Consider the following 14,665-nt stretch of genomic DNA (forward strand, 5'->3'; position numbering starts at 1 on the left):
ACATGACAAAAAAATTTAATAAAGGCAGCCGTAATCAAAATTCACCGCAATTACATGGACAAGCTCCTGTTAGTGGTGACAACAGTAAAGGAAATAAAAGAAATAAAGATCAGAGCTCTAAAACAGAGTAATTAAATGAAACAAACCGGCCATATTCTGACCGGTTTGTTTCATTTGTAGATAATCTTCTTTGTTATTGTTTAGAAAGCGATCTAAATGATCTATTTCCTTCAAGTTGATGATTAATTTGGTTCCCATGGATTCTCACCAAAAAGGGAGACTCGCTGAATTACCATGTGCACTGGACACCCTTTGATTTCAAAAAAAGTCCCATTCTGTATCAGTCTACATAATCAGCGTTATCCGAACTGTAAATATAGGACGGTCGGTTTTCATAAACTTATCTGATATGAATTACTCTGGAATAGTTAGTATTCATGTTGATTGGCTATTTGATTCATTTTGTATTAAAACCTTGTGCTATACTGTTTTTGTCTCCAAAACATCATTATCCTTATGAGTATAAGTAATGTTTTTTGTCATCAGACTAACCACCACTAATACTGCAATGTTAACAAATAGCGCGATAATTCCGACATTCAGGTCTTTAATTGCTTGAGGAAGATAAGGAAACAGTTGACCAATTTTTATGTTCCCTAGTTCCATAATAGAGACTAGCACGCCTCCTGTTATAATCCCGGCGAATGCTCCTTGTTTGGTTACAAAATTCTTTCTCATCAAACTTGCGAAAAAGGCAGGAGCAAGTTGTGTGATAAAATTATAGGCGATTAAAGCAAGACTAAAAAGGGAATTTCCACCTTTAAAGGTCAAGTAAATCCCTACGAGCGAAATTAGTGGAACCAAGTATTTAACCAGTTTTGCAATCTGATTTTCCGTTGCTGATGGAGTGAATACGCTATATACATTTTTTGCGAGCAATGTTGATATTGACATCAACAGCATAGAGCTTGGCACTAAAGCGGCTAACACGCCCGTTCCACCAATTAAGCCCACAAACCATGGATCAAAATCCTGTTTAGAAAGTTGCAGCAAGATAAGATCGGCTTCGCTGCCTTTTAATCCAGGCGTCTGTAAGATAGCTGCAAATCCGACAAAAAAGGCAAACAACAAAATCAATTGGTACATTGGCATTAGGATTGCATTTTTTCTTAAAGCTTTTTCGCTAGAGGCGGCATAAATAGGAGAAAACCCGTGCGGCCACATATAAAATCCAATCGAACTTAATATAACGGTTGATATATACCACGAAACGCTCATTCCTTTATCCGGAAGTATGGTAAAGTTCGGCTTTGCACTTTCAATGGCCTCATACATAGGTTGAATACCGCCATAATAATGAAGAGGGAAATAAACTCCTAAAAATACGACGATGCCAAGAATCAGAATGTCCTTCAAAATAGCTGTCCTGGCAGAACCGTTAATACCGGAGACCATTACAAAAATGGTTACACCAATTGCTCCAACCCAAATGGCAGCTGTAGAGGAGATTGCGCCATATGATGTTGCAGAAACGATATACCCTAACCCCTTCAATTGCAGGACTAAGTAGCAAGTACAAGCTATAACACCAATAACCGCAACAAGCACACCAAGATAAGGACTTTGATATTTTTTTACAAAAAAATCAGATTGGGAAACTAATCGGTGTTTCTTTGCATACCTCCAGATAGCAGGAAATGTCCAGTAGGAGATAACTGTTGCCAGGCAGCCGTAGGATACGATACTAAAGATAGAACCCCCTTCCCCATAAGCCGAACCACTTGCCCCTAAAAAGGTAAAGGTAGTATACATTTCACCTGCGGACAAGAGGAAAATCAGTAGGGTTCCCATTCCGCGTCCTCCAACCGACCATTGCTCTAAGTTCATTTCTTTCCCTTTTTTAGCCTGAATACCAATCAAAACAGAAATGACGAAAAAAAACAGGATGAAAAACACGGCAATATTCATTTTGAATCTCCCTCCTGATTAGCAGGATCAAATAGATAGATAATCCCCATAATACCTGTGGTTAGCACAGACCAGAGTACAATCCAAAAGTGAAAAAATGGCATTCCAAGTACATAGGGAGTCACTTTATTTGTAAACAAAGCACCTACAATAAAGCCAAGAAACGGGATAATTCCGAGCCAGTATATTTTTTTCAAACGCTCAACCCCCTAGTATGATAGATTTAACACTTTAAAAGTCCCGTGAACAAATAACTTCACCCCATATTGTAAAGCCTGTTCATCGAAAGTGAATTGGGGATGATGGTGAGGATGAATAATCCCTTTTTCTTCATTACGAGCTCCTATTACAATATAAGATCCCGGAACTACTTTTTGAAAAGCAGAGAAGTCTTCACTTCCCATAATTGGCTTTAAAATCTCTCGACTTTCTTCACCAAATACTTCACAGACCGTTTCGTCCATCAATCGAGTTACGTCTTCATCATTAATGGTCGGAGCATAACCGAACTGATAATCGATTTCATAAGTAGCTCCATGCGCTTCAGTAATTCCTTTTACAATCCGTTCCATAAAGGTTGGAATCTTTTCCCTCAGTTCCGGATTAAAGCTTCGAACGGAGCCTCCAATACTTACACTACTTGGAATAACATTAATCGCACTTCCCGCATGGAACTGAGTCACTGAAATAACAAGAGCGTCCTGTGCATCTTGATATCTCGAAACAATGTGCTGGAGATTTGATACCACCTGAGTTCCAATTGCTATGGGATCAATGGTTAGTTCGGGCTGTGAGGCGTGCCCCCCCTTACCCACCACGGTAATGTTAAAAGTATCGGCTCCAGCCATCATCGGACCGTAACTCAAACCAATTTTCCCTAAAGGAAGAGTCGACAAGAGATGAGTGCCAATGATCATATCTACTCCATCAAGCACACCGGCCTCCACCATCTCTCGGGCTCCACCCGGCGGCAGTTCCTCAGCATGTTGAAATAAAAAACGTACCTCCCCTTTAATTTGATCCTTTAACTGGGTAAGAATCTTTGCCGTGCCAAGCAGCATCGCCGTATGTCCGTCATGTCCGCAAGCATGCATCACTCCTGAATTCTGTGACACAAAGTCAAAATCATTCTCTTCTTCAATTGGAAGCGCATCCATATCTGCCCGCAGTGCAATAACCTTCCCAGGCTGCCGGCCAATCAAACGAGCCATTATACTCGTTTTTGTCGGACGTGAAATTTCCAATTCACCAAAAGTTTGTAGCCTTTCATAAACAAATTGTGCTGTTTTTCCCTCCTGAAAAGACAGCTCAGGATACTTATGTAAATACCTTCTCCAAGCAATCACTTCATCTTTAACAGACTCGATCAAATCATGAACCATTATAGTTTGAGACATCCACTACAACCCCTTTTTCATTCAATTTACATAACAACCTCTAATTTAGGATAGTTTAAGGAAAAAATTCCTTAAATAGAGTATAATCTCACTCGGTCTTTATTACAATTATTTTTTGAAAATTCCAAACTGTTTTTTACACTGCAACTAATTGTAGAATTTTTTTATTGCGACATGAAGTGGAAACAAAAAAGCACCCAAATTATGGGTGCCTGTAATTTATAATAATTGATAAATTTTACTCGGTCTTCCTCGGGTGGCGTTAGCCTCTTCACCAACGCATTGTGCCAAATCAACTTCGCACATATCGGCAACAATACGCCGTACATTGCGCTCTGTCATCTCAAGATGTGTCGCTAATTCCTTTGTTGTAAACTCACTCCAGCCCATTCTTTGAACGAGAGCCGATATCTTTTTATACGTTTTAACACTGATATTCCCCTTTTTCAACTTTTCGATAAGGAGTTTATTATGCGTCCGGGCAGCATATTGCAGTTCTTTCTTTTTGCCTGGTGATTCGATAATCTTACCATCATCTTGAATAATCACAATTTCACGCTTCTTCATCTCTTTTGAATGTTGAATAGCACGAAAAGCATTAATTTCCGCCGAATAGGCAGTTTCGCCGAAGCCAATACCAACGGCAACGGTTGTATCAGCTTCAAAAGCCAATCTTTGAATGGTATCTTCGAGCGTAATGATTTCTCGTTCAATTACGCCGCGAGAACTAAAGATCATGTATCTTCCATTCCCTTTCTCTGAAAAGGAACCATTTATTTTTTCACCAAGTTTAATTAACATCTCTTTTAGCCTAAGCTCCAAGTACTGTAAATGATAAGGAGTTTTCATTTCCTCTGCCACTTTGTCAAAGTGTTCAACTTCAATGATCTCCACTCCGATTTGTGTATCCTTAAAGTAGGCAGTCTTTACTTTTTCAGAAAGAATTCGAAGCGTTTGCCGCACTTCCATCTTACTCATCGACATACGGTAGGCTGGAATGCCATATTCCCTTAAAGCTTCACACACAGACGGAAAACAAGAAAAAGCGCCTTCTGTCTTTCCCTCATTCCATAAATTCAAGTGAAAATGAACCAATTCTTCCGTATCAGCATCTGTCTCAAACACTTTCGTATAAATCTTTTTGGTTTTTATATTCAACTGTGACAAAGCTTCTTCGCTAATATTATTTGAGGACATAGTGTCGATACTTAGATGCTCAATGATTTTCCCTTGTTCGTAGATCAACTCTAAAAAGGATTTATAAAAACCTGATTCCGTAGCAGGAACATGGACCATTATTTTATCTGTACCTAGTGTTTTTTTTGCAATTTCATAGGGCAGTGGACCAGAAAAAAGCCATGCATGTACGTGAGAATCATGTTCTTTCACAATATTATCCACCTCTTCGGTCTTTACATAAGGCAATGAGATGAATTCCAACTCATGTTTATATTCTTCTGCCAAAACTAAAATTTGTTCTATAGAAGTTTCTAGACCGACTAGTCCGATTTTATACATCCAGTAATCGACTTCCTTTATCATCTGTAATATATTCATTGTTCTTTGTAGAATATTCTAGTTTAACGTAAGTCATGTTAGTGTAATGCTAATTCTTCTGCTATCTAACTTTTGCTCAATTTATATTGATTCCTGTTTAATAGTTGTTTTGTTACTCTTGATCATATCAGAAGCAAAAAGAAAAGTATGATAGAAATGAAATATATAGCTGTATTCACACCGCCGACTTTTCCCTTTTATACCATTTTATCATGCAACATGAAGGAAAAATACGTTGTATACGCTATTCAAATGATCCACAACTACTTTTGAATTCCAGCACATATAATCCATTTTTACAAACAAGAGCCTCGATTTTCAACTGAAATCGAGGCCTTCCAATCAATAAATATAAATTCTAGACTAGGTCTTGTTAATCCTCGTTGGAAGAGAACGAAAACGTGGATGCTCGGCAAGGATAGAACCCCTCATCTGTTTGACGACAGGATGTTCTGACGAAAAAAACTGATTTTTAGAATCGTAAAGCTCGATTAATTCTCCTTTTTCCAGTACACCCAAAGTATCAGCGATTGAATAGGCCGCTTTAATATCATGTGTAATAAAAAGATAAGATAAGCCGAAGTCTTTTTTTAACTCACTTAATAATTCTAAAATTATAGTTTGATTAACCATATCCAGACTACTTACGGATTCGTCTAAGACGATTAGCCTTGGCTTAAGAGAGATTGCTCTAGCAATATTAATTCTTTGCAATTGTCCACCGCTAAATTGGTGTGGGTATTTTTTCAAATCCCTTTCACTTAGGCCTACTCTTTCCAATAACTCAATCACGGTTCTTTTTTGTTCGGCTACGGTTAGTTTTTCATAGTTTTCTAATGGCTCGCCTATAATATGCTCGGCTGTCATTCGTGGATTGACAGATGAATACGAATCTTGAAAGACGACTTGTAGATCTCGGCGTATCTTTTGTCGAATATGCTTATCAGCAGTATAAATATCATGCCCTTGAAACAGAACTTGTCCTTGCTGTGGACGTTCTAAGCCAAGAATCACTTTTCCTAATGTGCTTTTTCCAGCTCCACTCGACCCAAGTAGTCCTAAACATGTTCCTTCGTCAATAGAGAGGGAAATGTCAGTGAGTACTTTTTTTGAATGGTCTTTCCATTTAAAAAACGTATGAGAATTATAGCTATGAGTTACTGCTTTTACTTGTAATAAACTCATTTGTTCACCCCTCAAAAGAATGCAATCTATATATCACAACATATGGGTGATAGGTTCTTCATGATTTAAGATAAGGCGGGCATTTAGCAGTTTCTTTGTATACTCATGCTGTGGATTATCAAATAATTCAAATACATTTGCAGTTTCTACAATTCTGCCATGTTGCATAACGACTACATCATCTGCCATTTCAGAAATGACTCCCAGATCATGAGAAATGAGTAAAATGGATGTTCCATATTCAGAACGAATTTTATCCAAGTGGCGAAGTACTTGTAATTGGTTATGAACGTCGAGTGCAGTTGTCGGCTCATCAGCAATAATAACGGAAGGATTTAAACATGCTGCCACCGCAATCATCACGCGTTGAAGCATACCTCCACTTAATTGAAAAGGGTAGCTTTTTAATAGTTTCGCTGGATCTGGCAGGTTTACATTCTGCATCGCAGCGATGGCAAGCTCTTTTGCTTGTTTTTTATTCAATGAGGTATGAGACCTAATCGTTTCGATAAATTGATTGCCGATTGTAAAAACAGGCGTAAATGAATTCATCGGATTTTGCATAATGAAGGCAATATCCTTGCCACGAATTTCACGTATTTCTTTATCGTCTAAACCATTCAATTCTCGTCCTTGGAGGGTAATGCTTCCTTCAATCGTCGTTGTTTTCCGATCAAGAAGCTGCAGAATGGACATACTCGTAACGGTTTTACCACTCCCACTTTCCCCAACAAGCCCCAGTACCTTCCCTTTTTCCAGTTCAAAATTAATATCCTGAACGAGGGTGGAAGCACCATCTTTTGTTTGTACCTGTACATGTAGATCGCTCACTTTTAATACATTCGACCGTTCTGTTCTCAATCTTCTCATTCCTTTTTATTAACGACGTTTGACTCCAAAACGTTCTGATAGCGCTTCGCCTAATAAATTAAAGGTGACGACAACGAGCATAATCATCAAACCTGGATATAGCATTAATTCTGGATTCGTCCGGATATACGATTTCCCCTCATGAATCATTGCTCCCCATTCTGGAGTAGGGGGTTGCACACCTAAACCTAGAAACGACATGGCGGATATATCCATGATGGCCCAACCCATTTCCAATGTACCCATAACAGCGAGCGGAGGGAGAACATTTGGAACAATATGTTTCTTTATTATCTTCCATTGTGAAGAACCGCTTATTTTAGCTGCCGCAATATAGTTTTGTTCTTTCAGACTAAGTACCATTCCTCGGAAAATTCTAGCATAATACACCCATTGCACAAGCATCAATGCTAAGATGACCTGTTTAAGGCCAGGTCCCAATATACCAACAAGTCCAAGAATGAGCAAAAGATTCGGAAATGCCATAACACCATCACAAAGTCTCATTAGCACCTGGTCCACCCATCCACCTTTATAACCAGCAATGGTTCCAATAATCAAACCGATGCCTAAAGATGAAATAAAGATTAATGTGGCAAATCCTAACGAAATGCGAGCTCCATATAGGATGCGTGATAACGTACATCTTCCTAAATGATCAGTTCCCAATGGATACTCAAAGGAAGAGGGCTGTAGTTTATTAGCTAAATTGACAGCAATGGGATCATTAGGTGCAATCCAAGGAGCCAAGATGGTTATGATAAATAGGAAACTCAATATTATCGAACAAAGGACAATCACTTTCTGACTTCTCATCATAATGCGAAGACTTGTTATCATTGACGTTGCCCTCCTTTTCTGGAGATGCGTGGGTCGATGCACATTTGAATAAGGTCAACAATCAAGTTGCTAAAAATGAATAGTCCCGCTGCTAAAAGCACATAGCATTGAATGACAGGAACATCCCGATTAAAAATAGCTTCAATAAAATAACGACCAAATCCTGGCCAGGAAAAGACCGCTTCGACGATAATGGTTCCAGTCAGTAGCTTTCCTAAATTCATCCCTAGTCCCGTAATCATAGGAGATATGGCTATTCTCAATACATGTTTTCCCATAATCACTTTTTCATGAATCCCTCTTGTACGAGCAAAAAGGATATAAGGTTCCTGTAAATTTTCAAGAACACTGGCACGTAACAATCGAGTATACAAGGCTATTAATGGCAAAGCTAAAGTAATGGAAGGGAGAACCAGATGTTGCCAAGTCCCGATTCCTTCAACAGGAAATAGGTCGAGTTTAACAGAAAAGAAAAAAATCAATAAATAACCAAGCCAAAAAGAAGGGATGGATGCCCCGAAAAAAGAGAGAAGTCGACTAAAATGGTCAATACCACTGTTTTTCTTTATACCTGCCAAAAAACCAAGAGGGATACTGACCAGGACCGCTAATATGATGCTACCTAAAGCTAACTGAATGGTCGCTGGCATTCGATATGTAACCTCGTCCCAAACAGGTTTATTCGAAACATAAGATATGCCAAAATCAAATTGGCATATCTTAATGATAGAGTTTACATATTGAACATGGAGGGGTTGATCTAAGCCAAACTCATGTCTTTTCTGAGCCAATATCTCATCTGTAGGTTGGATGTGTGCTGCAGATAAATATGCCTCAGCTGGGTCCACGGGTGAAAGGTGAATCATTCCAAACGTTAGAAGAGTGGCCAAAAGAAAGATGGGAATGATGGCCATAATTCGTTTCAAGATATAAGTTCCCATGAAAACCCTCCTGTATCTGACTACTCGATGCTAATTCCTGTGAATGGATGTTCATCTCGGTTAGCAGGGAATGTGAAATTTGATACATCTTTTTGATAAACAGCTATTTTCTTAATATAAGAAATAGGTACAATAGCTCCTTGGTCTTGCAGTGATTCCAAAATAGTCGAGTAAAGTTCTTGACGTTCTTTTTCATCTGTTGTTCCAGGAACATCAGCAATTTGTTTTAACAACTTATCTCTGTTCGGATAAGATGAAATGGCTTCGTTAAATCCAAATCCTTCTGAACCAACGATGTTTACGAAAGTATGCGGATCATAGGGTGCGCCATAGTTACTAAAGAAATTCAATTCAAATTCATTAGCTTTGAATCTTTGAATTTGTACCGTAAGCTCAACTCCAACGATATTTAATTTAACACCCAGTGCCGCCCACTCAGATTGTAATGTTTCGGCCATTGCTTTTTGAATCGATTCTGCAGAGTCGTACATTAACTCGATTTCAAGTGGTTTTCCGTCTTTTTCACGAACGTTTTTTCCTTTTGGCAGCTTCCATCCTGCTTCATCTAATAAAGCTTGTGCTTTTTCAACATTATAATCAATCGCTGTTACATCATTGTCTGAAGTATAAGGGAAGTTTGTCGGTAAAATAAAATCTGCCTTCTCTTCCAACCCAGAAGTAACTCCGTCAACCATTGCCTTTTTATTAAATCCATATTGTAACGCCTGACGAACACGTAAATCTGAAAGCTGTTCTTTCTTCGTATTCATAACTAGTTGTCTTGTCGCAACCGGATCAGAAACACTAGTCTCATAGGTACCTGTTGTTTCTAATTGTTTGAACGAATCTAGACTGATAACGCCTTCACCATAAATAAGGTCTAGGTCTCCTTTTTCAAAAGCAAGAACTCGGGTTTCAGCATCAGGAATGATCTTGACTTTGATTTTCTTTACTTTAGGGAGTTCACCCCAATAATTTTCATTGCGTTTGAAAATAGCATATTCATCTGCTTTATATTCTTCCAAAATCCATGGGCCTGTACCGACTGGTTTTGTAACGCCTTTTGAAGTGTCACCATCTTTAGGGAATCCAGCATCACCTAAGAAACGGACTGGACGAACGACGGCTAACTCTTGAATAGTAGGATAATATGGCTCCTTTAATGTTAGTTTAAACGTGTTTTGGTCAATTACTTCCGTTTGATCCACTTTCGGAATAAAGCCCAACCAACTATGTAAATCAACATTCTTCAATATAGCATCAAAGTTCTTTTTCACAATTTCAGCATTAAAGCTTGTACCGTCAGAAAATTTCACATCTTGACGTAGGTTGAACGTATATTCCTTCCCATCCTTGGAAATTTCCCAAGATTCAGCTAAATGTGGTTTCAGCTCGCCTCCATCTTGGTAGCTAACCAAAGGTTCATATACCATCGATTGAGCGAATAATTGAGAAGGATTATAGACATGCGGATTCATTTCACCTATATCCCTAGGCCAAGCAAAAGTAAGCATGTCTTTACTGTCTTTATTTGAAGTTGAATTTTCTTTGGATTCATTTGTACATCCAAGTAAAAGCGTTGATAAAATTAAAACGATGGCAGATATAAATAACACTTGTTTACTGTTTCTTCTTTTTGACATAACATTGGTGCCTCCAGTACCATATTGAGAATCATTTTCAATTCTAAAGAGTAACTATATTATTGTCAATATAATGTCGAAATTCTAGAATAATATGTTTTGTTAGAAACATAGAACCTCAATATCCTTTTCATTTATGAATGATGATGCTGCTCCAAATAATATATATATGAATTCAATCTCGCTTTGGAGAGTCTTCATCCCTTGTTGAAGTTGTCCTTTTTTCAGCATATCCCCCCACCCTACCAAACCTTCTTGCAAAAGTTGATTTCCCGACACCCGCGGACACTCCGATAACCACGATACATTCCATTGATATACCAGCTTCCTCACCTTATATATTAAAATGACCAGTAAGCTTACCAAATACATATAATCTTTTTAACATCCTTCTCCCTCTATTCACCACTTTATTTCCATAAGAAAAGGCGACCCTTCTTAATGAAGAATCGCAACAGTTATAGAAAAGGATGTATGGTTACTGCGGTGTCCTGTCATGAACAAGCCTGCTTATTATTTTCCTCTATTAAATCAGTTGCCCTAAATGTTTCTTTGCCTCGTAATCAACGAGTTTTTCATCCTGCTTAATTCGTGCCAGATAATCCGGATTGGCGATAAGCGGACGTCCGATTGCCGCAACATCAATGATGCCTTTTTCCAGTGCGGCTTCTGCTGTTTCAGGATCAAGCCCTCCCACACCAACTATAATTCCATCCCAGTGGCTGCGTACCAATTCATGCATGGTCAATCCTCTTGCAATCGGTTTGGTGAATTCCATCGTGGACGGGTGAATCATTTTGACTCCTGTTTCTTTAAACGCTTCAATAAATGTTAGAATCGCTGTTTCAGGATCTTCCCACATGTAAGACGGCTGGTCAATTTTCAAAGCCGAGAAACGAATAAGGGTACGGTTCACTCCAACCGCATCAATAACCGCTTTTAGCACTTCCTTCATAAAGGTCAGGCGCTGTTTTAAATCACCACCGTACCGATCGGTCCTTTTATTGGAGGTGTCGGAATTGAACTGGTCTATTAAGTAGCCGTGTGCACCATGAATTTCAACGCCGTCAAAGCCAGCATCCATCGCATTCTTAGCAGCTTGTTTATATTGGTTCACCACTTCTTCAATATCCGTCTCTGTCATTTCTTCAGGAGTATCAAAAGGTTTTCCGAATCGTGAAACCTTTCCTTCAGCAGCGATAGAAGAAGGAGCCTGCGGAGGAAGTCCTCCTGCAATTTCATGGTGGCTTGCACGGCCAACATGCCAGATTTGCGCTATGATCGTTCCGCCTTCAGCGTGTACAGCTTCCGTTACTTTTTTCCAACCGTTGATTTGCTCTTGTGTATATATTCCGGGAACTCCAGGATTGCCCTTTGCCCTTGGTGAAATCACTACACCTTCAGTAATGATAAGTCCGATTCCATCTTGAGCCCGTTTTCGGTAATATTCTACGGTCAGGTCATTTACAACACCGGTTTCGTTATCGGCAAACGACCGTGTCATAGGAGCCATTGCCGTTCTTGTTCTTAAGTTCCATGCACCTATTGTTACAGGTTCAAACATTTTAGTCTTTATTGTATTCATTTGAATTCCTCCTGTTAACCGTTTTATTGAGCTGACTTTTAGTAACTATTATTGTGTAAGATTATCCGATAAGTGGTTAATTTTCAAATAATTCACTCTGATCTTCATAGTTTTTGATAAAATATGGTAAAAAGGATCAGTAAAAAACATGGTATTCTTGTTAACTTTTAGATATTAAGGAACAGGATAGCACAAGAATGTTTAAAAGGACTGGACATAACCTTATTAAAAATTAAAAAGATGGGGTGTTTTTTATGTGGAAACGACAAATGGTTGAAACAAGCCGTGGAAAGTTCGAGGTCTTTGTCCAAGGAGAAGGTGAACCTGTTTGTATCACTCATTTATATAGCGAATTTAATGAACTTGGCTATTATTTTGCTGATAATTTTGTAAGTGATTTTAAAGTTTATCTTGTAAATTTAAAGGGAGCGGGAAACTCTTGTAATGCAGAGTCAGACGAAGAAATGAGTATGGTTCAATCAGTTATGGATCTGGAAGCTATTAGGGAAGCATTAGTATTGGAGCGATGGAGTTTTGCAGGACATTCAACTGGAGGAATGTTAGGGTTGGTCTATGTAACATCATTTCCTAATACCCTTTCAAAGTTAATGGTCGGAGGGGCTACTGCTACAAAAAAATATATGGAACACGAAGGAAGTATGTATAGCCCCAGTAGTTCACTTAACAAGAGGTTGAAAGAGATATTCTCTATTTTGAAGTCTCCGGATACCACTATTGAGGAAAGAAGATCTGCCAATAGAGAATGGACAGATATGTCTTTATACAATATTGAAAAAAAAGCTGAATATTTCCAAAAACCTTCCAGTGGTAAAGTAGTACATAGAAGGTTAGATTACTTTTCGATTAATGACCTACCTAATTTTGATTTACAAAAAGAACTATCAAATGTTAGAATTCCCACCATTGTTTATTGTGGACGACATGATGCACAATGCCCTTTAGTCTTCTCAGAAGAAATCAATGCTGGATTGATGGATTCGAAACTTTATATCTTTGAAGAGAGTAACCACTTCCCTTATTTAGAAGAAAATGCGAAGTTCCTTAATATGGTTTCGGACTTTCGAAGAATAGAATACAAAACAGTGTAACTAATGGGGCGTAAAAAATTATTAAATTCTTTAAAAACACCAATATCCTTTTTCGAACAAAAAAGCCAGACAGAGAAAATCTTTTCCCTGCTGGCTAATTTATCTTTTTTCATTATTATATCTTATCAGTCTCGTGCTGTTCTGATAAAAAACGACACGATCAAGCCAATGATTGCTAGGACAAGACCGAAAATGAAGGCATCTTGAACGCCTGCAGTCAATGAGCCGCTAATGGCAGATGGATCGAACGGATCTTCTGCATTTGCCATATAATTTTTTTGTGATGCTGACATGATGGTAATGGCAACGGTTGTACCGATGGCCCCCGATACTTGTTGCAATGTATTCATTAGAGCCGTTCCATCCGGATAAAGATTTTTCGGCAGTTGATTCAGCCCATTTGTTTGGGCAGGCATCATGACCATCGAAACACCGATCATAAGGAGAGTATGCATGACGATTACCATAATGATCGATGTTTCAGTCGTTACGTTCGTCAAAGTCCATAACATGGCAATCATGATAATGAAGCCTGGGATCACTAATCCCCTTGGTCCAAACTTATCAAAAATGCGCCCCGTAACCGGCGACATGATACCATTAAGCACTCCACCAGGTAAAAGTACGAGCCCAGCAGAAAACGCAGCTAATGCAAGCCCGGTTTGCAAGTATAACGGTAAGAGAATCATGGATGACATGATGATCATGAAGGTGATGAAGACGGTTATTAACCCTAACGTGAACATCGGATATTTAAAAACGCGCAAGTCAATCATCGGTTTATCCATGTTGAATTGTCTTACAGCAAACAGGAACAGCGCTATAAGGCCAACAATGATCGAGGATAGAACTATCGCATTACTCCACCCTTGCTCTCCAACAATACTAAAGCCATAAACAATTCCACCAAAACCAATGGTCGATAAAATAATGGATGGTACATCGATTTTAGGTTTTGTGATTGTTGAAACGTTTTGCATATACTTGAGACCGAATAGTAAAGCGATCACAAAGAACGGCAAAGACACCCAGAAAATGTAATTCCATTTTAGATTTTCAATAATCAAACCTGAAACTGTCGGACCGATTGCTGGGGCAAACATGATCACCAGCCCCATCAACCCCATCGTCGCTCCCCTTTTATGAATAGGGAAAATCAATAAAATGGTATTGAACATGAGAGGCAATAAAAGACCCGTTCCGATTGCCTGGACGACACGGGCTAGCATCAAGATGCCGAACCCAGGTGCAATTGCTGCAATGAGCGTCCCAATGATGGAGAACACCATTGATGCAATGAATAATTGACGAGTGTTGAACCACTGAATCAAGAGTCCCGAAACGGGAACCAATATCCCCAATGTCAATAAGTAACCCGTTGTCAGCCATTGCACGGTGGAAGGACTGACATTGAATTCCTGTATTAAATCCCCCAACGCCATGTTTAATGCCGTCTCGCTGAATAACCCAATGAACCCCGCAATTAAAAAAGCAATTAAAATGGGGGTCGTTCTAATGACTGGGTTTTGTTGCTGTGTTGCATCTGTAGACATAAAATGATTCCTCCAAT

At 38.9% G+C, this 14,665-nt stretch carries 15 protein-coding genes; 2 read left to right on the forward strand and 13 right to left on the reverse strand.

Going from position 1 to position 14,665, the window contains the following annotated elements; all coding sequences use genetic code 11:
- The first annotated feature begins 2 nt into the window (after positions 1-2).
- Positions 3-131 carry a hypothetical protein gene (locus tag QUF94_RS22475; protein WP_255256698.1) on the forward strand — a complete coding sequence of 43 codons (129 nt, stop codon included), beginning with the start codon at positions 3-5 and terminating at the stop codon, positions 129-131.
- Here the strand turns inward: QUF94_RS22475 and QUF94_RS22480 are convergent.
- The 12 genes from QUF94_RS22480 to QUF94_RS22535 all read right to left on the reverse strand — a co-directional run bounded on the left by QUF94_RS22480 (position 118) and on the right by QUF94_RS22535 (position 11,986).
- Complete coding sequence (locus tag QUF94_RS22480; RefSeq protein ID WP_289317798.1) at positions 118-258, reverse strand: hypothetical protein; 141 nt, start codon at positions 256-258, stop codon at positions 118-120. The two genes, QUF94_RS22475 and QUF94_RS22480, sit on opposite strands and share 14 nt — an antisense overlap.
- Before the next feature lie 222 nt (positions 259-480).
- Positions 481-1,968, reverse strand: a complete 1,488-nt coding sequence (locus tag QUF94_RS22485; RefSeq protein WP_289317799.1) for a sodium:solute symporter family protein — start codon at positions 1,966-1,968, stop codon at positions 481-483.
- Positions 1,965-2,165, reverse strand: coding sequence for a DUF3311 domain-containing protein (locus QUF94_RS22490; RefSeq protein WP_289317800.1), 201 nt, complete (start codon positions 2,163-2,165; stop codon positions 1,965-1,967). The genes QUF94_RS22485 and QUF94_RS22490 overlap by 4 nt, the downstream gene beginning before the upstream one ends.
- A gap of 12 nt (positions 2,166-2,177) precedes the next feature.
- Entirely contained in the window at positions 2,178-3,365 is a 1,188-nt protein-coding gene (locus QUF94_RS22495; protein ID WP_289317801.1) for a M20 family metallopeptidase, read from the reverse strand.
- Between the two features lie 219 nt (positions 3,366-3,584).
- Complete coding sequence (locus tag QUF94_RS22500) at positions 3,585-4,883, reverse strand: helix-turn-helix domain-containing protein (protein ID WP_289318476.1); 1,299 nt, start codon at positions 4,881-4,883, stop codon at positions 3,585-3,587.
- A gap of 402 nt (positions 4,884-5,285) precedes the next feature.
- A complete protein-coding gene (gene nikE / locus QUF94_RS22505; protein ID WP_289317802.1) occupies positions 5,286-6,107 on the reverse strand; it encodes a nickel import ATP-binding protein NikE in 822 nt (273 codons plus the stop codon).
- A gap of 33 nt (positions 6,108-6,140) precedes the next feature.
- Positions 6,141-6,968, reverse strand: coding sequence for a nickel import ATP-binding protein NikD (nikD, locus tag QUF94_RS22510; RefSeq protein ID WP_289317803.1), 828 nt, complete (start codon positions 6,966-6,968; stop codon positions 6,141-6,143).
- Positions 6,969-6,986: 18 nt separating this feature from the next.
- On the reverse strand, positions 6,987-7,817 hold the full coding sequence (gene nikC / locus QUF94_RS22515; protein WP_289317804.1) for a nickel ABC transporter permease subunit NikC: 831 nt from the start codon (positions 7,815-7,817) through the stop codon (positions 6,987-6,989).
- Positions 7,814-8,758: a nickel ABC transporter permease subunit NikB gene (gene nikB, locus QUF94_RS22520; protein WP_289317805.1), complete on the reverse strand. Its 945-nt coding sequence runs from the start codon at positions 8,756-8,758 to the stop codon at positions 7,814-7,816. Before nikB ends, nikC begins: the two co-directional genes overlap by 4 nt.
- Before the next feature lie 20 nt (positions 8,759-8,778).
- Positions 8,779-10,401, reverse strand: a complete 1,623-nt coding sequence (gene nikA / locus QUF94_RS22525; RefSeq protein ID WP_289317806.1) for a nickel ABC transporter substrate-binding protein — start codon at positions 10,399-10,401, stop codon at positions 8,779-8,781.
- Between the two features lie 102 nt (positions 10,402-10,503).
- Positions 10,504-10,632 carry a hypothetical protein gene (locus QUF94_RS22530; RefSeq protein ID WP_289317807.1) on the reverse strand — a complete coding sequence of 43 codons (129 nt, stop codon included), beginning with the start codon at positions 10,630-10,632 and terminating at the stop codon, positions 10,504-10,506.
- A gap of 295 nt (positions 10,633-10,927) precedes the next feature.
- Entirely contained in the window at positions 10,928-11,986 is a 1,059-nt protein-coding gene (locus QUF94_RS22535) for an alkene reductase (RefSeq protein ID WP_483313669.1), read from the reverse strand.
- A 254-nt stretch (positions 11,987-12,240) separates the two neighbouring features.
- On the opposite strand from QUF94_RS22535, the gene QUF94_RS22540 reads away from it, so the two are divergent.
- A complete protein-coding gene (locus tag QUF94_RS22540; RefSeq protein WP_289317808.1) occupies positions 12,241-13,095 on the forward strand; it encodes an alpha/beta fold hydrolase in 855 nt (284 codons plus the stop codon).
- Between the two features lie 125 nt (positions 13,096-13,220).
- On the opposite strand, the gene QUF94_RS22545 is transcribed toward QUF94_RS22540, so the two are convergent.
- On the reverse strand, positions 13,221-14,648 hold the full coding sequence (locus QUF94_RS22545; RefSeq protein WP_289317809.1) for an MDR family MFS transporter: 1,428 nt from the start codon (positions 14,646-14,648) through the stop codon (positions 13,221-13,223).
- Positions 14,649-14,665: the final 17 nt, after the last annotated feature.

Source organism: Peribacillus sp. NJ4, from assembly GCF_030348345.1.
Lineage (GTDB): Bacteria > Bacillota > Bacilli > Bacillales > DSM-1321 > Peribacillus.